Raw genomic sequence first — 20,977 nt, 5'->3', positions numbered from 1 at the left:
CTTTTTCTTAATCGTTGACGTTGATCCAGCCCAGCACGTCGCCGTGCTTCGGGTTGCGGTAGCGCAGCTTCATCCAACCGTCCTGTTCATCCAGCAGTTCCACGCGGTCGCCCTGCACCAGGTAACGCTTGGTGCTGGTCGCACCAGGGCGGTCGAACAGAAACAGGCGAGCCGCCACCACGGCGGCCTGCTGGCCACGCAACGGTCCGTCCGGCGGTGCGCCCAGGCCATCGGCAATCGCGCTCTCCAGCACACGGCCGGCGGGGTCATAGGTGCGCCAGACCGCCAACGGGCCCTGCTCGTCGGTCTGTTCCCACTGCAGCGCGGCGTTCAAAGTATCGCCCAGCATCAACACGCTCTCGGCGCGGTACAGGTAGAGTTTCGCGCCTGCAAACCGATACTGGTCGGTGTACCACATCGGGCCGCTGCGGCAGCTGCTGGTGAGGGTGCGGGTGGCAACGTCCACGCTCAGCCCCATCAGGTCACCGCAACTGTCCTTGCCGTGGGTGTCGGCCTGCAGCACGCGATACGAAGCGCTGGCCGGATCGAAGCGGTACACCGCCACCGCTTCGTTGACCATGCCCACCGATGCACGCGCAACCAGTTCCGGGTAGCCATCGAAATCGACGTCTTCGAGCGACCACCGCGAATTGCCGTCGGCATCCGCCGCGCCCGCCAGCGTCTGGCGCTTGCCCGACGGCGACAGCTGCACGGCGATGCTGCCATCCTGCTGGGGATCGGCGTGCGCCTGCACGTGAGCGGCCACTTGGAACCGCAGCGTTTCGCCGTCGTCGCCACTGGCCTGCGCCGACGGTGCCAGCAATCCCGCCAGCACCAGGCCCAGCACGCACTCCCTGTGTTTCATCATCGTTCCCTGCGGCACCGCGGTGGCACCTTCAACTCAGAACGATACCTCGACCGGCTGCCGCGACCACAGCACCGATTGATGCTTGGTCTGCTGCTTCCACGCCAGGCGGATCGCTTCGATATCGGCACGGCGCTGCGGAGTGTCTTCGTGCAGCACCACCAGCACCTTCGTGCGCAGGCGGTTGGGCGCGGCATCACCGCGGAACAGCCACTGGCCGTAGGCATCGAACACGGTCAGGCCATCCGGGAAGCGCGGGGTCACTTCCTTGTCCAGGAACGTGCGCCATTGCGCCTCGCTGATGGTGTCGGCCTGCGGGCGGTTGCCGGCACCCTGCTCCTCGCCCACGCCGAAGTACAGCTCACTGCGCACCCAGCCATGGCCGGCGGACGGCCGTGCGGCATCGCCCTTCAGTTCGGCGGTGGTGGCCGTGGCATAGGCGCTGGGCGCCTGCGAAGAAAGGCTGGCGCAGCCGCTGGTGGCCAGCAGCACGGCGAAGACGAGGCCAAGGTGTTTCATCGGTACAGCTCCGGGGAAGGGGGACAAGGCGAGCCGGCAGCGTACAGCGCCACCGGCCCGGCGTGCTGATGCCAGCAGGGCATCAACTCATGCCGGGCCGGCAGGGGCTTGCATCGGCACCGGCCATCACGCGAAGATAATATATCGCTTCATCCGGATGGATGTAAGTGAAACTATCTCTCCCCTTCCCCGCCGTCGTTGTTGCTGGAGCCCCCATGTCCATCCGCCTGCCCGCGTCGCCGCTCGGCCTCGCCATCGCCCTCGCGCTTTCCTCCGCCGCCGTCCCGGCCCTGGCCCAGGACACCACCAACCTGGACACGGTGATCGTCACCGGCACCCGCGCCGCCGACCGCACCGTGCTTGAATCCACCTCGCCGGTGGACGTGCTCACCGCCGAGGACATCCGCAAGGCCGGCGTGGTCAACGGTGAACTGGGCAGCGCGCTGCAGGCGCTGCTGCCGTCGTTCAACTTCCCGCGCCAGTCCAACTCCGGCGGCGCCGACCACGTGCGCGCGGCACAGCTGCGTGGCCTGTCGCCGGACCAGGTGTTGGTGCTGGTCAACGGCAAGCGCCGCCACCACACTGCATTGGTCAACACCGACAGCAAGATCGGCAAGGGCACCACCCCGGTCGACTTCAACTCGATTCCGGTCAGTGCAATCAAGCGCATCGAAGTGCTGCGCGATGGTGCCGGCGCGCTGTACGGCTCGGATGCGGTGGCCGGTGTGATCAACGTGATCCTCGACAACGGCGGCGACGGCGGCGAGATCGAGGCCAGCTACGGTGCCAACCACACCGACCTCAAGCCGATCGGTCGCACCCTCACCGACGGCCAGACCGGCAACATCAGCACCAAGGTCGGCACCTCGCTGGGCGAAGACGGTGGCTTCCTGCGCGTCGGCCTGGAATACAAGCACCGCAACGGCACCAACCGCGCCGGCTTCGACCAGATTCCGCCGTGGGACCAGACCCCGGGCAACCTGGCGCTGCAGGGCAAGCGCAACTACGTGCTGGGCGATGGCAAGAGCAAGGACATCAACCTGTGGCTGAACACCGAGATCCCGGTGGGCCAGACCTCGACGTTCTACGCATTCGGTACCTTCAACCAGCGGGATACCGAAGGCGCGAACTACTTCCGCTACCCCGATGGCGATGCCAACTGGAAGCAGGTCTATCCGAATGGCTACCGGCCGATCTCCGAAGGCGAGAACCGCGACGTGCAGGCCGTGGCCGGCGTGCGTGGGCAGTGGGGCGAATGGAGCTACGACGGCAGCCTGGATCATGGCCAGAACGACTTCACCTACCGCCTGCGTGATTCGCTCAACGCCTCGCTGGGCCCGACCAGCCCGACCCGTTTCAAGACCGCTGACTACGAATACGCGCAGACCGTGGGCAACCTCGATCTGAGTCGCGTGTTCACCCAGAGCGAGAGCATCAGCCACACCCTGGGACTGGGCGTGGAAGCGCGCCATGAGCGCTACCAGACCCGTCCCGGCGACCCGGCCAGCTATGCGGCCGGCCCGTACACCGACCGCCCGACCGGTTCGCAGGCCGGTGGCGGCCTGACCCCGCAGGATGCGGCGCGCCTGTCGCGCGATGTCGCCAGCGCCTATGCCAGCCTGTCCAGCCAGTTCGGCGAGAAGTTCTCTACCGATCTGGCCGCGCGCTACGAGCACAACGACGATTTCGGCGGTGAACTGACCGGCAAGCTCGGCCTGCGCTACGAATTCACCCCGGCGTTCGCGTTGCGTGGCGCCATCTCCAACAACTTCCGTGCGCCGTCGCTGGCGCAGATCGGCTACGAATCCACTTCCACCGGCTACAACGCTGGCGGCCAGCTGGTGCAGGGCCGCCTGTTGTCGGTCAACAATCCGATCGCGCGCGGCCTGGGTGCGCAGGACCTGAAGCCGGAAAAATCGATCAACACCTCGCTGGGCTTCACCAGCCGCATCGGTGAGCACTTCGACCTGTCGCTGGACTTCTTCCAGATCGACATCGACGACCGCATCGCGCTGTCGGAGAGCATCACTGGCGACGCACTGACCGACTATGTGGCCGCCAACTACGGCGTCAGTGGCCTGCAGAGCGCCAGCTTCTTCGTCAACGCCGCCGACACCCGCACCCGCGGCGCCGAACTGGTGACCAACTGGCGCCAGTCGCTGGGCGATGGCCAGCTGCTGCTGACCGGCACCTACGCCTACACCAAGACCACGCTGAAGAACGTGCTGGCCACGCCCGCGCAGCTGCGGGCACTGAACCCGGACTACGTGCTGTTCGGCATCGAAGAGACCAACACGCTCAGCGACGCCACGCCGCGCACGCGCGGTAGTTTCTCGGCGGCCTGGAGCAACGACCACTGGTCGCTGAGCAGCCGCGTGAACCGCTATGGCAGCGCCACCCGCGTGTTCAACTTCGGTGACGGCTACATCCCGCGCCAGACCTACCAGGCTGAGTGGCAGCTGGATGCAGAAGTGGAGTACCGCATCACCCCGCAGTGGAGCGTGGCCATCGGCGGCCAGAACCTGACCGACAACTACCCGGATCGATCCAACAGCGATATCCACTACTTCGGCAACCTGCCGTACGACGTGCTGTCGCCGATCGGCAGCAACGGTGCGTACTACTACGGCCGCGTCCGCTATACCTTCTGATTGCTCTGGGTGTAATTGCCTTGGGTGGGTGCGGACCATTGGTCCGCACTGCCTGGGTTCAATGCAGGCTGACCCTTTGTGCCGACCAACGGTCGGCACCCACCGAAGCAAGGCCGTAGCCTGCCCTCGACCCCACGTACACGCCCACGCTGGCAAGCTGGGCGTCATGGCTGAACCGCTCCCCCTGCGTCCGCCACCGCCATTGCTGGACGACGCCTGCGCGTTGTTCCTCGATGTCGACGGCACCCTGATCGAATTCGCTGCGCGCCCGGATGCCGTGCAGCTTCTGCCGGATGTGCGTGAAGCCATCGGCCGCATCAGCGACCGCCTGGAAGGTGCCGTGGCACTGGTCAGTGGTCGCCCGCTTGAACAGCTGGATCAACTGTTCGCTCCCCTGCAACTGCCTGCCGCCGGCCTGCACGGCCATGAGTTGCGTGGCCAGGATGGTCGTGTGCTGCGTGACGAACACGACGACGACACCGCCGAATGGCTGCACGCGCTGCACCAGCAGGCGATGCGCTTTGCCCACGGGCATCCCGGCGTGCTGGTGGAAGACAAGGGCGTCGGGCTGGCCCTGCACTGGCGCGGCGCACCGCATGCCGCCAGCGATGTCCGCGCCTTCGCCGACCGCCACGTGCGCGGCCGTGCCAGCTACCGCCTGCAACCTGGCGACCATGTGGTCGAGTTCGTGCCCGTCGGCACCGACAAGGGCCGTGCCGTGCGCCGGATGATGCAGTACCTGCCGTTCCGCGGCCGCCTGCCGGTGTTCCTCGGTGATGACCTCACCGATGAATTCGGCTTCGACGCCGCCAACGTCCAGCATGGCTGGAGCGTGCTGGTGGGCGAGCGGGAACCCAGCAAGGCGGTGTTCGCGCTGCCCGACATACGCAGCGTGCACGCCTGGCTGCGTGAGAATGCCTATTGACCCGGCCACCCCACGGCCGCAACCGAGATGTACCGCGTGATGACCCAACCTGATCTTGATCTGGGCGTGGTCGGCAACGGCAGCTTCGGCGCCCTGGTCGACAAACGTGCCCGCGTTGTCTGGAGCTGCCTGCCCACCTTCGACGGCGACCCCACCTTCTGTGCCCTGCTCGGTCCCAACCAGCAGACCGGTGGCGACTTCGCCATCGAGCTGGAGGACTTCGCCAGCAGCGAGCAGGAATACCTGACCAACACAGCGATCCTGCGCACCGTCCTGCGCGACGCGCACGGTGGCGAGCTGGAAATCCTCGATTTCGCCCCGCGCTGGCGCCAGAACGACCGTTTCTACCGCCCGGTCAGCCTGATCCGCCAGGTGCGTCCGCTGGCCGGCAGCCCGCGCATCACCGTACGCGCACGCCCGCTGGCCGACTGGGGCGCGCGCGTGCCGGAGTCCACCTGGGGCAGCAACCACGTGCGCTGGATCCTGCCCGAGCATGTGTTGCGGCTGACCACCGACGTGCCGGTGCGCTTCGTGCGCGACGGCCTGCCGTTCGTACTCAACCATCCCATCCACCTGATCCTGGGCGTGGACGAATCGCTCAACCGCTCCATCAGCGGCTATGTGCAGGAAGCCTTCCAGCGCACCCGCGATTACTGGCGTGAGTGGGTGCGCTACCTGTCCATTCCGCTGGAATGGCAGGATGCAGTGATCCGCAGTGCGATCACCCTGAAGCTGTGCCAGTACGAGGACAGCGGCGCGATCATCGCGGCAATGACCACCTCCATTCCAGAAGCCCCCGGCAGCGTGCGCAACTGGGACTACCGCTACTGCTGGCTGCGCGATGCGGCGTTCGTGGTGCGTGCGCTGAACCGCCTCGGCGCAACGCGCACGATGGAACAGTTCCTCGGCTACATCTTCAACCTGGCCACCACCGACGGCACGCTGCAGCCTCTGTATGGCATCGGCTTCGAGGCCAAACTGGATGAAGACGAAGTGCCCAGCCTGTCCGGCTACCGTGGCATGGGACCGGTGCGCCGCGGCAACCTGGCCTGGGTGCAGCGCCAGCACGATGTGTACGGCAGCGTGGTGCTGGCCTCCACGCAGCTGTTCTTCGACCGGCGCCTGCAGGACCCGGGTGATGCGCACACCTTCGCCCGCCTGGAACCCTTGGGCGAACAGGCATTCGCCCTGCACGACGTACCCGATGCCGGCCTGTGGGAATTCCGCGGCCGCACCGAAGTGCACACCTACACCAGCGCGATGTGCTGGGCGGCGTGCGACCGCCTGTGCAAGATCGCCGTGCGCCTGAAGCGTGATGACCGCGCGCGCTACTGGCGCGAGCGCGCCGACACCATCCACGCGCGCATCATGGCCGAGTCCTGGAGCGAAGAGCTGGGCCACTTCACCGATACCTTCGGTGGCCATCGGCTGGATGCCTCGCTGCTGCTGCTGGCCGACATCGGCTTCATCGACGCGATGGACGCGCGCTTCATCGCCACCGTCGATGCCATCGGCCGCGACCTCAAGCATGGCAATTCGCTGTACCGCTATGTCGCACCGGATGACTTCGGCGAGCCTGAAACCAGCTTCACCATCTGCACCTTCTGGTACATCGATGCGCTGGCGGCGATCGGGCGCATGGACGAAGCACGCGAGATGTTCGAGCTGCTGCTGAAGCAGCGCAACCACCTGGGCCTGCTGTCGGAGGATCTGGCCTTCGACAGCGGCGAGGCCTGGGGCAATTTCCCGCAGACCTATTCGCACGTCGGCCTGATCACCGCCGCGATGCGCCTGTCGCGGTCCTGGCAGGAGGCATCGTGAGTCGCCTGGTCGTGGTATCAAATCGTGTGGCCGTGCCCGGCGAGAACCGCGCAGGCGGCCTGGCGGTCGGCCTGCTGGCCGCCCTGAAGGAGCGCGGCGGCCTGTGGTTCGGCTGGAGCGGCAAGACCGTAAAGGAAGGCAGCGGCACGCTGCACCGGCAGAAGGACGGTGACATCGACTACGTCACCATGGACCTGAGCAAGCGCGAAGTCGATGGCTACTACAATGGTTTCGCCAACCGCACGCTGTGGCCACTGCTGCACTTCCGGCTGGACCTGGTCGACTACGACCGCGGCACCCGCGAGACCTACCACAAGGTCAATGCGCTGTTCGCCGACAAGCTCGCGCCATTGCTGCGAGAGGATGACATCGTCTGGATCCACGACTACCACCTGATCCCGCTCGGCGCACTGCTGCGCGAGCGCGGCATCGGCTGCCGCATCGGCTTTTTCCTGCACATCCCGATGCCGTCGGCCGACCTGCTGCAGGCGATGCCCGACCACCTGCGACTGTTCTCCGCGCTGTACGCCTACGATCTGGTCGGCTTCCAGACCCAGCGCGACGCCGATCGTTTCCAGACCTACCTGCGCCTGTTCGGTGGTGGCCGCGTACTCGACAACGGCGAGCTGGAAGCACCGGGCGGGCGCCGCTTCCGTGCGGCGGCTTTCCCGATCGGCATCGACACCGAGCTGATCGCACGCCAGGCCGGCACCGCCGCCACCAAGGCCGCGGTGAAGAATCTGCGCAACAGCCTGCGTGACCGCCAGCTGGCGATCGGCGTAGATCGCCTGGACTACTCCAAGGGCCTGCCCGAGCGCTTCCTCGGCTTCGAGCGCTATCTTGAGCGCCACCCCGACCAGCGCGGCTCGCTGACCTACCTGCAGATCGCGCCGGTCTCGCGCGGCGATGTCACCGAGTACCGGCAGTTGCGCAGCCAGCTGGAACAGATCGCCGGCCACATCAACGGTGGCCACGCCGAGCCGGACTGGACGCCGCTGCGCTACGTCAACCAGAACTTCACCCATGCCACCCTCACCGGCTTCTACCGGGCGGCGGCGGTCGGCCTGGTCACGCCGCTGCGCGACGGCATGAACCTGGTGGCCAAGGAGTACGTGGCCTCGCAGGACCCGGAGGATCCCGGCGTGCTGGTGCTGTCACTGCTGGCCGGCGCTGCCGACGAACTGAAGCAGGCGCTGCTGGTGAACCCACATGATCTGGACGGCGTGGCCGACGCCATCGCCACGGCAGCGACGATGTCGCTGAGCAGGCGCAAGGAGCGCTGGCACGCGATGATGGATCACCTGCGCACCTACGACATCAACCACTGGCGCCGCAGCTACCTCGACGCGCTGGAAGGCTGAAGCACGCGTTCCTGTAGAGCCGAGCCATGCTCGGCTGCGTTTTGTAGAGTCGAGCCATGCTCGACTGCTACTGGCAGGAGAAAAAGCAAGTCGAGCATGGCTCGACTCTACAGAAGACAGGCGATCAATCCAGGAACCGCGCGGCCTGCTCCGGTGCGGGCAGGTAACAGGCGTCATGCCGCCCGAACCAGCGGTAACGGTTGCGTGCCAGCGCGCGATACGCGGCATCACGCCAGCCGCGCGGCACTGCCCGCAGCACGCCGCTCAAACGCCAGGCGCCGCCCAGCCCCGCCAGCACGCGCAGGATCGCATCGGTATCGGTCCAGGCGCCCTGCGCGTCCAGCAGCAGGAACGACATCGGGTCCTGCGGGTCCAGCCCGTGCGCGCGCAGCATCGCGCTACCCTGTGCGCCCTGCATCGCCGCAAAGCGATAGCGCCCCCTGCGGTCGAAGCGCAGCAGGAAGCGCACCCAGCGGTTGCACAGCGCGCATACGCCATCGAATACGATCACCGCGCTGCCAACCTCGGCGGCGGCCTCACTGCGGTTCGAGCCAGCCTTCATAGCGGATCAGAGCTCCCACCCAGGGCAGCGTCACATCGACCAGGAAAGTGTAGCGCTCACCCTGCCAGGCTTCGCGGCAACGCACGCCACCAAACCAGCGCCTCGGCAGCGGCAGCAGCCCGAAGGCCCAGACCCGCCGCACAGACCAGTCGATGCCACCTTCGCGGGCCTGCAGATGAAATTCGAAGCGCACCGCGCCCAACTGCTCGCGCAGGTATCCCTCATGCGCCCACAGCCGCGACACCATCGGCCAGCGGCCAAAACGCCGCGCCCACTGCTCGCCCTGCCCGTGTGCACTGAACGCCACTTCGGTCGGCAGCGCTTCACCGTCCTTCGGCAACCGCGCCAACGCAGCCAGCAGCGGCACCAGCCAGTGCCGTCCCCGCTCGATCCGCGCCTGCCCAACGTAGCGGCAGGGCAACGGCGCGGCATGCAGCGCCTGCACCGGTCCTGCCAGCGTGGCGAAGGCCGGCCCCAGCACACGCGCGAACAGCGGCGGGGTCAGCGCGCGATCCAGGCCAGGGTCGCCATGCGTCCGGTACGACGGTCGCGCCGGTGCGAATACAGGTCCGGATCGGCCATGGTCGACACCGTTCCGCCATGCACCTGCGCCGGGTCCATGCCCGCCGCCTGCAGGCGCTGGCGGGCCAGCGCGAACAGGTCCACCTTCCAGTGACCGGAGCGCGTCGCCACGAACGCCGCTTCGGCGGCCGGATCATGGCCGACGAAGGCGTGGTAGACCTCCTCGCCGATCTCGTAGTCGGCCGGTCCGGCGGCCGGGCCCAGCCAGGCCCGCAGCTGCGCCGGCGGCGTCTGCATGGCGGCCACCGTGGCCTCCAGCATGCCGTCGGCCAGGCCACGCCAGCCTGCGTGGGCCGCGCCCACCTCACTTCCATCGGCGGCGGCGAACACCACCGGCAGGCAGTCGGCGGTCAGGATCGCCAGCACCACGCCCGGCACCGAGGTCACCGCGGCATCGGCCACCGGTTCGCTGGCGCCGGGCACCGGCGGCGCGCTGAAGCGCAGCACGGTGCTGCTGTGCACCTGGCGCAGCCAGTGCGGGGCCGACGGCAGCGCCAACCCCTGCTGCAGCAGCTGGCGGTTGTGCTCCACATTGGCGGGGGTATCACCATCGGCCGCGTGCCGGTTGCCCAGGTTGAACTGCGCGAACGGCGCCGGCGAAATGCCCGCACCGTGCCGGCGCGTGGTCAGCGCATGGATGCCCGGAGGCGCCGGCCAGTCCGCCTGCAGCAAGGGCAGCGCGGCAGCCATCACCAGCGGTCCCGCTCGCGCGCGGCGAAGGCTTCGCTGTCTTCGCGCAGCACCTTCATCAGGTGCAGCATGTCGTCCGGCACCGGCGCGGTGTTGCGCACCGGCTCACCGGTGATCGGGTGCGTGAACTCCAGCGTCTCGGCGTGCAGGGCCTGGCGCTTGAAGCCGCGCAGCGCGGCCGCCAGCTCGTCGCTGGCGCCCTTGGGCAGCTTCAATGCACCGCCGTACAGCGGGTCGCCGATGATCGGATGGCGCACGTGCGCCATGTGCACGCGGATCTGGTGGGTACGGCCGGTTTCCAGGCGGCACTCCAGCGCGGTGTGCGCACGGAAGCGCTCGCGCAGGCGGTAATGGGTGATCGCCTCCTTGCCGTCCTCGCGCACGGCCATCTTCAGGCGGTCGCGCGGGTGGCGGTCGATCGGGGCATCAGCGGTACCGCCGGCCACCAGCGCGCCCATCACGATGGCCAGGTACTGGCGGTGCACGTCGCGTGCGGCCAACTGCTCGACCAGCGCGGTCTGCGCTTCCAGGGTCTTGGCCACCACCATCACGCCGCTGGTGTCCTTGTCCAGGCGGTGCACGATGCCCGCGCGCGGCAGTACCGCCACTGACGGGTCGCGGAACAGCAGGGCGTTGACCAGGGTGCCGCTGTGGTTGCCGGCGCCCGGGTGCACCACCAGGCCCACCGGCTTGTTGATCACCAGCAGGTGCTCGTCCTCGAACAGCACGTCCAGCGGGATGTCCTCCGGCTGGGCGTCGGTCTGGGTTTCCAGCACCACGTTGAGGGTCACCACCTCGCCGCCGCGCAGCGGATCGCGCGGGCGCACCTGGGCGCCGTCCAGCAGGACCTCGCCGGCCTTGATCCACTCGGTCAGGCGCGACCGCGAGTATTCGGGGAACAGTTCGGCCACGACGGCGTCGAAACGGCGGCCGGCAGCGGTGTCGGGGACGATGGCCTGGCGGGCCGATTCAGAGGGTTGTTCAGACATGGCAGGGGGCATTCTTTGAAATTTTGGGGTCCCGGCGGCCGGTTTCAGTCGCTGGACAGGACACTAGGCTATCATCGACCCTTCGTATTCCAGCCGCGTCCCGCCTCGACCCCATGATCCGACGCTCCGCCATGCTCTCCGCGCCCGTCCGCCTCACCGCCCTGCTGCTGGTGCTGGTCATCGCCGCCACCGGCTGCCACCGTGGTGCCAAGAAGGGCGATCGCCCCGATGAAGGGACGCCGGTCGAACAGTTGTACGAGAAGAGCCACAAGCTGATGCAGGGTGGCAACTGGAGCGGCGCCGAAGCCAGCTTCCGCCGCCTGGTGGCCCAGTATCCGTACGGCCCATACACCGAGCAGGCGATGATCGAGACCGCCTACGCCCAGTACAAGGCCGGCAAGCACGATGACGCGGTGTCCAGCATCGACCGCTTCATCCGTACCTACCCGACCCATCGCAACATCGCGTACCTGTACTACCTGCGCGGCCTGGCCAACTCCAATCGCAGTACGGTTTTCCTTCGTCGCGTATGGTCACTGGATGCCAGCCGCCGCGATCTGTCCACCCCGCACCAGGCGTATTCGGACTTCAACATCGTGGTGGACCGCTACCCGAACAGCCGGTACGCCGCCGATGCGCGCCAGCGCATGCTGGAGCTGCGTGACGTGTTCGCCCAGCACGAGCTCGACAACGCCCTGTACTACATGCGCCGCGGCGCCTGGGTCTCGGCCGCCGGCCGCGCCAACTACCTGCTGGAAACCTACCCGCAGAGCGCGTTCCAGTACGACGCCGTCGCCGTCCTGGCCGATTCCTACACCCACCTGGGCAACAAGACCCTGGCCGACGACGCCCGCCGCGTCCTGCAGCTGAACCAGCCGGACCACCCGTGGCTGGAAGGCAAGTGGCCGAAGTACCCGTGGATGATCCGCAAGCTGAACCCGTTCGCTGGCGAGAAGTCCGCCAGCACCGGCCAGCGCAACGCGCGACTGGAAAAGAAATAAGAAAAAGGCCCCGCAAGGGGCCTTTTCTTTGTCGGTTATCCACGCCATGCGTGGAGGGTTCGTGCGCCCATGGACCACGACACTAGGAATTCTACGAATCCCCGGCGGATGCGACGCCGGTCCCAATCGGCGCGGGCGAGCCCCTCCACACTGCGGCGCAACGGCCATCCCGGCCGTGAAGGAGCGCCTCATGACCCCACTACCCCGCCGTTTCCGCCATCTCGCCGGCCTCCTCGCCACTGCCCTGCTGGCGCTGTCCCCGGGCCCCCTGGCCGCCGCACCGGTTGCACCGGGCGACCTGCTGTCTGCTGCCCCCTATCGCGCGTCATGGGTGCCGTCCAAGGCCGTGCAGGCCTACAAGCTGCACTACCGCACCCCGGATCATCGCGGCCAGCTGGCCGAAGGCACCGGCCTGCTGTACCTACCCGCCGGCGCGGCGCCTGCAGGCGGCTGGCCGGTGGTGTCCTGGGCACATGGCACCCAGGGCATCGCAGATCGCTGTGCGCCCTCGGTGTCCGGCCCCTACCAACCCCAACGCGACGGGCGCTTCCTCGATCAATTCCTGGCGCAGGGCTATGCGGTGGTCGCTGCGGACTACCAGGGCCTTGGCAGTCCAGGTGACCATGCCTATCTGCATGTGCGCACTGCCGCGCGCAACGCCATCGACCTCGTCAAAGCCAGCCGCCAGTACCTGGGCAACGCGCTGTCGCCGCGCTGGGTATCGGTCGGCCATTCGCAGGGTGGTGCCGCCGCGCTCACGGCAGGCCACATCGCCCCCACCCATGGAGGGCCGGCGTTGCACTACCGTGGCAGCTTCACCACCGGTACGCCCACGGCAGTGGAGTTGACCGCGCTGGTGATGAAACCGGACAACCGCAGCCCCAATCCCGGTGCAGTCAACGCGTATCACGCGTATCTGCTCGACGGCCTGCTGCAGGTCGCGCCGCAGATCGACCGCGTCCTCAGCGACACCGGCCGCGCCCGCGTGGCAGCGGCACGTGAGCAGTGCCTGGGCGAACTGGCCGCCACCCTGGACGGTGCGGATACCGGCAGCATGTTCACTGCACCGCTGACCAGCGTGCCGGGCATCTGGGCGGTGCTGTACGACTATCTCGGCGTACCGCGCCGCGGCTTCAGCCAACCACTGATGCTGGGCCATGGCAGCGCGGACCGCGATGTGCCCTATCTGACCACGCTGCTGTACGCCGCAGGCCTGGCCCTGCGAGGCGAGCCGGTCGCGTTCCGCCGCTACCCGGTCGACCACCGCGGCACGCTGGATGCGGCGGCGGCGGATGGCCTGGCATTTGTGCGTGCACGGCTTGAGGGCGGCCACTTCAGCGACACTGCGGAAACCGCCGGCCTCGAACAGCTGCTCGACGAAGCCCGGTAGATCCACGCCATGCGTGGATGATCTTCGACCATCGTGCGGACCAGGGTCCGCACCCACCGGAGAGGGCCAACGGGTTGCCGGCCATCGGCCGGCACTCCCTGTCGTCTGCTGGACCGGGCCTCAGCCCTTGTAGCCGTTGCTGATCGGGTAACGACGCTCACGGCCGAACGCCCGGCGCGAGACCTTCGGCCCGGGCGCGGCCTGATGCCGCTTCCACTCGCTGATGCGCACCAGGCGAAGCACACGGTCGACCACGGTCGCGTCGTAACCGGCCGCCACGATCTCCGTGCGCGACTGCTCCTGGTCGATATAGCGGTACAGGATGCCGTCCAGCACGTCATAGGCCGGCAGCGAATCCTGGTCCAGCTGGTTCTCGCGCAGTTCGGCCGACGGCGGGCGGCTGATCACCGCTGGCGGGATCACCGGTGCGCCGCCCACGGTGTTGCGCCACTTGGACAGCCCGAACACCTCGGTCTTGTAGAGGTCCTTCAACGGCGCATAGCCACCGCACATGTCGCCGTAGATGGTGGCGTAACCGACCGCGTACTCGCTCTTGTTGCCGGTGGTCAGCAGCAGGCCGCCGAACTTGTTGGCCAGCGCCATCAGGATCACGCCACGGCTGCGCGACTGCAGATTCTCTTCGGTCACGTCCGGCGTGGTGCCCTCGAACATCGGCGCCAGCGATTCCATCAGGCCCTTGAACGCCGGCTCGATCGACACCGCCTCCAGCTTCACGCCCAGTGCCTGGCACTGCTCGGCGGCCAGGTCATTGGACAGGCCTGCGGTATAGCGCGAAGGCAACCGCACGGCGGTGACGTTCTCGGCGCCCATCGCGTCCACGGCCATGGCCAGCACCAGTGCCGAATCGATGCCACCGGACAGGCCCAGCCACACCTTCTTGAAGCCGTTCTTGCGGCAGTAGTCCTGGATGCCACGGGTCACGGCACGCCAGGCCAGCGCGTCCATGCTCTCGTCGCCATCGTCCATCCACACATGCGGCATGAAGCGGCGGGTTTCACCGTCGTACTCCACCACCAGCCACTGGTCGACGAAGGCGGCGGCGGCCGGGTGCACGGTACCGTCGCCATCGGCCACAACCGAGGCGCCATCGAACACCAGCGCGTCCTGGCCACCGACCACATTGAGGTAGGCGATCGCCGCCCCGCTCTCACGGGTGCGCGCGGCCAGCACCGCATCGCGCTGGGCATGCTTGCCCCGCTCGTACGGCGACGCATTCGGCACCACCACCAGCTGCGCGCCGGCGCGCACGGTGTCGGCCAACGGCTCGGCGAACCACAGGTCCTCGCAGATCAGCAGGCCGATCGGCACACCGTTGACCTCGAACACGCAGCTGCCGCCATCCGGATCGACATCGAAGTAGCGGCGCTCGTCGAACACCGCGTAGTTCGGCAGCTCGCGCTTGCGGTAGGTCTGCTCCACCAGGCCATCGCGCAGCACGCTGGCAGCGTTGTAGACCACCGCGCCCGCCGCCTGCGGCCAGCCGACCACCGCGGTGATGCCGCGGCAGGCGGCAGCGATGCGGGTCATCGCCTGCTCGCACTCGTACAGGAAGCCCGGGCGCAGCAGCAGGTCCTCCGGCGGGTAACCGCTCACCGCCAGCTCGGGGAACATCACCAGCTCGGCGCCGTACTCGTCGCGCGCCTGGCCGATCATCTCGATGATGCGCTCGGTGTTGCCGGCGACATCGCCGACCGGGAAGTCGAACTGCGCCATCGCGATGCGGATCGAAGCCATGGGAATCCAGCCTGTGGTTGCAATGCCGCCATTGTAGCGCTGCGCCATGCGCGCGCCGGGCGCGCTCACTGCGTGGACAGCCCTGGCTCAGTAGATCCACGCCATGCGTGGATGGGCCGACCAGGCGGCCGCCAGACGCAGAAAAGCCGCCCGAGGGCGGCTTTTCCAAAGCAAGCCGAGCGTGGGCTCGGCTCTACAGAATCGGCTGCCAGAGGCAGTCGTTCTTATTTCACCAGCTTGGCGATGGCAGCGCCCAGGTCGCCCGGCGAGCGGACGGTGACGACACCGGCAGCTTCCATGGCGGCGAACTTGCCTTCGGCCGTGCCCTTGCCGCCCGAGGCGATCGCACCGGCGTGGCCCATGCGCTTGCCGGCCGGAGCCGACGCACCGGCGATGAAACCGACGACCGGCTTCTTCACGTGGTTCTTGATGTACTCGGCGCCGGCTTCTTCGGCGTCACCGCCGATTTCGCCAACCATGATGATGCCTTCGGTCTGCGGGTCTTCGTTGAACAGCTTCAGGCAGTCGACGAAGTTCAGGCCGTTGATCGGGTCACCACCGATGCCGATGCAGGTGGACTGGCCCAGGCCGACTTCGGTGGTCTGCTTGACCGCTTCATAGGTCAGGGTGCCCGAACGCGACACGATGCCGATCTTGCCCGGCTGGTGGATGTGGCCCGGCATGATGCCGATCTTGCACTCACCCGGGGTGATGACGCCCGGGCAGTTCGGCCCGATCAGCACGGTGTCCGGATGCGAACGGGTCAGCACATTCTTGACGCGCAGCATGTCCAGCACCGGGATGCCTTCGGTGATGCAGACGATGACCTTGATGCCGGCAGCAGCGGCTTCCAGGATCGCGTCGGCCGCGTACGGCGGCGGCACGTAGATGACCGAAGCGTTGGCGCCGGTGCTCTGCACGGCGTCGGCAACGGTGTTGAAGACCGGCAGGTCGATATGGGTGGTGCCACCCTTGCCCGGGGTCACGCCGCCAACAACCTGGGTGCCGTACTCGATCATCTGAGTGGCGTGGAAGGTGCCCTGCTGGCCGGTGAAGCCCTGCACGATCACCTTGGTGTTCTTGTTAATCAAAACAGACATGGGAATTCCTTGGTGTCGAATCAGGCAGCGTTCTTGACAGCTTCAACGATCTTCTTGGCGCCATCGTTGATGTTGTCAGCCGGGATGATGGCCATGCCGCTGTCACGCAGCAGCTGCTTGCCTTCTTCCACGTTGGTGCCTTCCAGGCGCACCACGACCGGAACCTTGACGCCCACTTCCTTCACGGCGGCGATGATGCCTTCGGCAATCATGTCGCAGCGGACGATGCCGCCGAAGATGTTGACGAAGATGCCTTCAACCTTGTCCGAGGACAGGATCAGCTTGAACGCTTCGATGACGCGCTGCTTGTTGGCACCGCCGCCCACGTCCAGGAAGTTCGCCGGCTCGCCGCCGTTGAGCTTGATGACGTCCATGGTGGCCATGGCCAGGCCGGCGCCGTTCACCATGCAGCCGATGTTGCCGTCCATGGTGACGTAGTTGATGTCCAGCTCCGAAGCGATCACTTCGGTCGGATCTTCCTGGGTCTTGTCGCGCATGGCGACCAGGGCCTTCTGGCGGAACGCGGCGTTGTCGTCGCTGTCGAACTTGCCGTCCAGGGCGTACAGGTTGCCGTCGTCCAGGATGGCCAGCGGGTTGATTTCAACCAGGGCCAGGTCCTTTTCGTTGAACAGGCGGTACAGGTTCACCATGATGCTGGCGAACTGGCCGGCCTGCTTGGCGGTCAGGCCCAGCTTGAAGCCGAAATCACGGCCGTGGTAACCCTGCACGCCTTCGACGAAGTCGACGTTCAGCGAGTGGATCAGCTCCGGGGTTTCAGCAGCGACCTGCTCGATTTCCACGCCGCCTTCCGAAGAGGCGATGTAGGTGATGGTCTTGGTGCCACGGTCGACCAGCACCGACAGGTACAGTTCCTTGACGATCTCGCCGGCGGTGGTCACCAGCACCAGGTTGACCGGCAGTTCAACGCCTGCGGTCTGGTAGGTGGCCATCTTGGTGCCGAGCATCTTGGCCGCAGCGGCCTTCACGTCGTCGGTGGTCTTGCAGAACTTGACGCCGCCAGCCTTGCCGCGGCCGCCAGCGTGGATCTGCGCCTTGACCATCCAGGGGCCCTGGCCCAGGGAGTTGGCAGCGGCAACCGCTTCGTCCGGGGTCGCAGCGACCTTGCCGGCCGGGACCGGGATGCCGTACTCGGCAAGCAGTTGTTTTGACTGGTATTCGTGGAAATTCATGCGTCACCGTGGGAATAGGAACGACCGCACGCAATTCCTCAGGGCCCCGGCGGGGCGCCGGCATGGACCGCGGCGGGCCCACTATTGTGGCCGAGCCAGCGCCGGGGCGCAAAGAAGTCTGTACAAAACGCCAGACCCGGCCAGATTTCCACCGCCATTCAGGCAGTTGCGCCCGGGCCGCCGTTGGCCACCGGTATCCACGGCGGGCCAAATGCGCGATCCGGGCGGCTCCGGCGGCGCCCTGCCGGGGGCCCTATACTGGTCAACCAAGGTGTGTAGTGGCGGGCCTGCCCGGCTGCTTCCACCGCAGGCCACAGAGAAGCGACGTACCCGCCCGGCTTCAGGGGATGCCAGGCAGGACCGCCGCAGATTCCAGACCCAGGCAGCCAGAAGGGGAGTTCCGGCGTGTCACCCAGTGCTTCATTGATCGACCGCATCGAATCGATTCCGCGGCGTGAGCTGTACTTCTTCGCGCTGTACCGGGTGCTGATCGCCGCGGTCATCGCCGGCCTGCTCTACAGCCCCCTGTCCGGCATGGTCGGCGAGGCCCATCACCCGCGCCTGGCCGATACCGTCGCGGCCATCTATCTGCTGCTGTCGCTGCTGGCCCTGGCGATCGGCCGCAACGAACGCTGGCTGCGCCCGATCGTGGTCAGCAGCGTGCTGGTGGACATCATCGCCGCCACCCTGCTGGCACATGCCCTGCCCGGTGCCAGCGCCGGTATCTCGATGTCGCTGCTGTTCAACATCGCCGCTGCCGCCACCCTGCTGCCATTGAGCTGGGGCCTGGGCCTGGCAATCGTCGCCAGCCTGGCCACCGGTACCGAATACCTCTGGAAGGTGCTCGAAGGCGGCGACCCCACCCGCACGCTGGCCGAGCTGGCCATGTTCGCCACCAGCTACCTGGCGCTGGCCTTCATCAGCTACCAGGTGGGCAACCGCGCGCGCCGCAACCAGCAGCTGGCCAACCAGCGCGGCGACGAAGTGGCCAACCTGTTCCAGATCAACGAACTGATCATCCGCCGCATGCGCACCGGCGTGCTGGTGGTGGACGCCGACAACCGCATCACCCTGGCCAATGAAGCGGCCTCGATGCTGCTCGGTGACAACGACGGCATCGGTGAGACAGGACGCCTGGATCTGGCCAGCGCCGCGCCGGAACTGGCGCGCCGCCTGCAGCGCTGGCGCAACGGCTGGGCGCAGGACGAACTGCCGCTGCAGCTCAACCCCGACCAGCCGGAAGTGCAACCGCGCTTCGCCCGCCTGCTGGCCGGCAGCGAGCTGGCCCTGGTGTTCCTGGACGATTCCAGCGTGGTCTCCCGGCGCGCCGAATCGCTCACCCTGTCGGCAATGGGCCGCTTCTCGGCCAGCCTCGCCCATGAAATCCGCAACCCGCTGGCGGCGATCAACTACGCCGTGCAGCTGCTCGAGGAAGGCACCGGTTTCAACGAGAGTGACCGCCGCCTGCTGCAGATCATCCGCCAGCAGTGCCAACGCACCAACGGCATCGTCGAGAGCGTGCTGGGGCTGGCACGGCGCGAACGCGCCACGCCCGAGAACGTCGACCTGGTCGCCTTCGTGCGCCGCTTCGTGCTGGAGTACAAGCAGGGCCAGACGCTGGAAACCGACAGCATCGAACCGATCATCAGCGACACGGCGGTGATGGCGCAGGTCGATACCAAGCACCTGTACCAGGTGCTCACCGTGCTGGTACATAACGCATTGAAGTACGGCCGCATCGGCCAGCAGCCGGCGCGGGTGCGCCTGCGCGTGGCACAGCACGAGCGCAGCGCGGTGATCGACGTGATGGACCGCGGCCCCGGCATTCCCGAGAGCGTAGCCGCACAGCTGTTCCGTCCGTTCTTCACCACCTCCGAGCACGGCACCGGCCTGGGCCTGTATATCGCCCGCGAGTTGTGCCGCGCCAACCAGGCACGGCTCGACTACATCCCGGTGCCGGCAGGCGGCTCCTGCTTCCGCCTGGTGCTGCCCGGCCCGCACACGCTGTTGCCCACCTGATTCCCATTCTGTGCGTCAAACATTTGTCGCTTCCAGCCCCCTCGTTTATCTTTCACGCCCATGAACGAAACCCGCAGCGCCCTCGTCGTCGACGATGAACGCGACATCCGCGAACTGCTGGTACTGACCCTCGGCCGCATGGGGCTGCGCATCAGTACCGCCGCCAACCTGGCCGAAGCACGCGAGCTGCTGGCCAGCAATCCGTACGACCTGTGCATCACCGACATGCGCCTTCCGGATGGCAACGGCATCGAGCTGGTCAGCGAGATCGCCCAGCACTACCCGCGCACGCCGGTGGCGATGATCACTGCGTTCGGCAGCATGGACCTGGCCGTGGAAGCGCTGAAAGCCGGCGCCTTCGACTTCGTCAGCAAGCCGGTGGACATCTCGGTGCTGCGTGGCCTGGTCAAGCACGCGCTGGAACTCAATAACACCGAACGCCCTGCGCCCGGCCCCGCCACCGAACAGGCTGCACGCCTGCTGGGCGCTTCGCCGGCCATGGACGTGTTGCGCACCACCATCGGCAAGGTCGCGCGCAGCCAGGCACCGGTCTACATCCTCGGTGAATCCGGGGTTGGCAAGGAACTGGTCGCTCGCACCATCCACGCTCAGGGCGCGCGTGCGGCCGGCCCGTTCGTGCCGGTCAACTGCGGCGCCATTCCCGGCGAGCTGATGGAGAGCGAATTCTTCGGCCACCGCAAGGGCAGCTTCAGCGGCGCCCACGCCGACAAGCCCGGGCTGTTCCAGGCCGCGCATGGCGGCACCCTGTTCCTCGACGAAGTGGCCGAGCTGCCGCTGCAGATGCAGGTGAAGCTGCTACGCGCGATCCAGGAAAAATCAGTGCGCGCGGTCGGTGCTGCCACCGAGGAGCCGGTGGACGTGCGCATCCTCTCGGCCACCCACAAGGACCTGGCCGAACTGGTCGAGGACGGGCGCTTCCGCCACGACCTGTATTACCGCATCAACGTGATCGAACTGAAGGTGCCGCCGCTGCGCGAGCGCCGACAGGACCTGCCGGAACTGGCAGCCGCCGTACTGGCGCGGCTGGCCCGCAGCCACGGCCGTGCCACCCCGCTGCTGGCGCCGTCGGCGCTGGAGGCGCTGGACCACTATGCGTTCCCGGGCAATGTGCGCGAGCTGGAGAACATTCTGGAACGCGCGCTGGCACTGGCCGAAGAAGACCGCATCGGTGCCGACGACCTGCGCCTGCCGCAGCATGCCCCGCGCACGCCCGGCAGCGCAGCGCACGCGGAAGCCGTGGTGGACCTGCAGCCCGGCAGTGCCGCCCTGCCCTCGTACATCGAGCAGCTGGAGCGCAGCGCCATCCAGCGCGCGCTGGAAGAGAACCGCTGGAACAAGACCCGCACCGCCGCGCAGCTGGGGATTACCTTCCGCGCGCTGCGCTACAAGCTGAAGAAGCTGGGGATGGAGTAGAGCCGAGCCCATGCTCGGCTGTGCGGTGGTCGGGACCGCGCCATCCACGCATGGCGTGGATCTACTGTAGAGCCGAGCCCACGCTCGGCTGCTCTTCGGGCCATCAGCCGAGCATAGGCTCGG

At 67.3% G+C, this 20,977-nt stretch carries 17 protein-coding genes; 8 read left to right on the top strand and 9 right to left on the bottom strand.

Annotated elements, in window-relative coordinates:
- Positions 1 to 7 precede the first annotated feature (7 nt).
- Positions 8 to 865, bottom strand: a complete 858-nt coding sequence (locus tag G5A07_RS02030) for an SH3 domain-containing protein (RefSeq protein ID WP_191862544.1) — start codon at positions 863 to 865, stop codon at positions 8 to 10.
- 36 nt (positions 866 to 901) lie between these two features.
- The gene (locus G5A07_RS02025; protein ID WP_010481551.1) at positions 902 to 1,384 is read right to left on the bottom strand and encodes a DUF3574 domain-containing protein; all 483 of its coding nucleotides are present in this window, start codon (positions 1,382 to 1,384) and stop codon (positions 902 to 904) included.
- 215 nt (positions 1,385 to 1,599) lie between these two features.
- Between G5A07_RS02025 and G5A07_RS02020 the strand changes: the two genes are divergently transcribed.
- The 4 genes from G5A07_RS02020 (at position 1,600) to otsA (ending at position 8,142) form a co-directional block, all read left to right on the top strand.
- Positions 1,600 to 4,035 (top strand): TonB-dependent receptor, encoded by a 2,436-nt coding sequence (locus G5A07_RS02020; RefSeq protein WP_191862542.1) that lies wholly within the window; start codon positions 1,600 to 1,602, stop codon positions 4,033 to 4,035.
- Between the two features lie 166 nt (positions 4,036 to 4,201).
- On the top strand, positions 4,202 to 4,960 hold the full coding sequence (otsB, locus tag G5A07_RS02015) for a trehalose-phosphatase (protein WP_010481547.1): 759 nt from the start codon (positions 4,202 to 4,204) through the stop codon (positions 4,958 to 4,960).
- A 39-nt stretch (positions 4,961 to 4,999) separates the two neighbouring features.
- A complete protein-coding gene (locus tag G5A07_RS02010) occupies positions 5,000 to 6,781 on the top strand; it encodes a glycoside hydrolase family 15 protein (RefSeq protein ID WP_191862541.1) in 1,782 nt (593 codons plus the stop codon).
- Complete coding sequence (gene otsA, locus G5A07_RS02005; RefSeq protein ID WP_043402878.1) at positions 6,778 to 8,142, top strand: alpha,alpha-trehalose-phosphate synthase (UDP-forming); 1,365 nt, start codon at positions 6,778 to 6,780, stop codon at positions 8,140 to 8,142. The genes G5A07_RS02010 and otsA overlap by 4 nt, the downstream gene beginning before the upstream one ends.
- A 124-nt stretch (positions 8,143 to 8,266) precedes the next feature.
- On the opposite strand, the gene G5A07_RS02000 is transcribed toward otsA, so the two are convergent.
- The 4 genes from G5A07_RS02000 to rluD are packed head-to-tail and all read right to left on the bottom strand — an operon-like array spanning position 8,267 to position 10,965.
- On the bottom strand, positions 8,267 to 8,704 hold the full coding sequence (locus G5A07_RS02000; RefSeq protein ID WP_109814729.1) for a thiol-disulfide oxidoreductase DCC family protein: 438 nt from the start codon (positions 8,702 to 8,704) through the stop codon (positions 8,267 to 8,269).
- Positions 8,679 to 9,185 (bottom strand): DUF4166 domain-containing protein, encoded by a 507-nt coding sequence (locus tag G5A07_RS01995; RefSeq protein WP_191862539.1) that lies wholly within the window; start codon positions 9,183 to 9,185, stop codon positions 8,679 to 8,681. The genes G5A07_RS02000 and G5A07_RS01995 overlap by 26 nt, the downstream gene beginning before the upstream one ends.
- A 20-nt stretch (positions 9,186 to 9,205) precedes the next feature.
- Positions 9,206 to 9,976, bottom strand: coding sequence for a peptidoglycan editing factor PgeF (pgeF, locus tag G5A07_RS01990; protein WP_191862537.1), 771 nt, complete (start codon positions 9,974 to 9,976; stop codon positions 9,206 to 9,208).
- Entirely contained in the window at positions 9,976 to 10,965 is a 990-nt protein-coding gene (gene rluD, locus G5A07_RS01985) for a 23S rRNA pseudouridine(1911/1915/1917) synthase RluD (protein ID WP_191862535.1), read from the bottom strand. Before rluD ends, pgeF begins: the two co-directional genes overlap by 1 nt.
- Before the next feature lie 113 nt (positions 10,966 to 11,078).
- On the opposite strand from rluD, the gene G5A07_RS01980 reads away from it, so the two are divergent.
- Positions 11,079 to 11,966, top strand: coding sequence for an outer membrane protein assembly factor BamD (locus G5A07_RS01980; RefSeq protein WP_029379759.1), 888 nt, complete (start codon positions 11,079 to 11,081; stop codon positions 11,964 to 11,966).
- Between the two features lie 190 nt (positions 11,967 to 12,156).
- Positions 12,157 to 13,356, top strand: coding sequence for a lipase family protein (locus G5A07_RS01975; protein WP_191862533.1), 1,200 nt, complete (start codon positions 12,157 to 12,159; stop codon positions 13,354 to 13,356).
- A gap of 120 nt (positions 13,357 to 13,476) precedes the next feature.
- On the opposite strand, the gene G5A07_RS01970 is transcribed toward G5A07_RS01975, so the two are convergent.
- The 3 genes from G5A07_RS01970 to sucC all read right to left on the bottom strand — a co-directional run bounded on the left by G5A07_RS01970 (position 13,477) and on the right by sucC (position 17,401).
- Positions 13,477 to 15,111: an NAD+ synthase gene (locus G5A07_RS01970; protein ID WP_191862531.1), complete on the bottom strand. Its 1,635-nt coding sequence runs from the start codon at positions 15,109 to 15,111 to the stop codon at positions 13,477 to 13,479.
- A gap of 224 nt (positions 15,112 to 15,335) precedes the next feature.
- Positions 15,336 to 16,211, bottom strand: a complete 876-nt coding sequence (gene sucD / locus G5A07_RS01965; RefSeq protein WP_005410793.1) for a succinate--CoA ligase subunit alpha — start codon at positions 16,209 to 16,211, stop codon at positions 15,336 to 15,338.
- A 20-nt stretch (positions 16,212 to 16,231) separates the two neighbouring features.
- Positions 16,232 to 17,401, bottom strand: a complete 1,170-nt coding sequence (gene sucC / locus G5A07_RS01960; protein ID WP_004154430.1) for an ADP-forming succinate--CoA ligase subunit beta — start codon at positions 17,399 to 17,401, stop codon at positions 16,232 to 16,234.
- 405 nt (positions 17,402 to 17,806) lie between these two features.
- Here sucC and G5A07_RS01955 point away from each other — a divergent pair, with 405 nt between their 5' ends.
- Both G5A07_RS01955 and G5A07_RS01950 read left to right on the top strand, forming a co-directional pair.
- Positions 17,807 to 19,420, top strand: coding sequence for an ATP-binding protein (locus G5A07_RS01955; RefSeq protein ID WP_019336430.1), 1,614 nt, complete (start codon positions 17,807 to 17,809; stop codon positions 19,418 to 19,420).
- A 60-nt stretch (positions 19,421 to 19,480) separates the two neighbouring features.
- Entirely contained in the window at positions 19,481 to 20,854 is a 1,374-nt protein-coding gene (locus G5A07_RS01950; protein ID WP_019336431.1) for a sigma-54 dependent transcriptional regulator, read from the top strand.
- Positions 20,855 to 20,977 lie beyond the last annotated feature (123 nt).

This window comes from Stenotrophomonas sp. AS012628 (assembly GCF_010608305.1).
Taxonomy (GTDB): domain Bacteria; phylum Pseudomonadota; class Gammaproteobacteria; order Xanthomonadales; family Xanthomonadaceae; genus Stenotrophomonas; species Stenotrophomonas geniculata.
The sequence above is the reverse complement of the archived record's forward strand: the minus strand, read 5'-3'. Positions and strand labels throughout refer to the sequence as shown.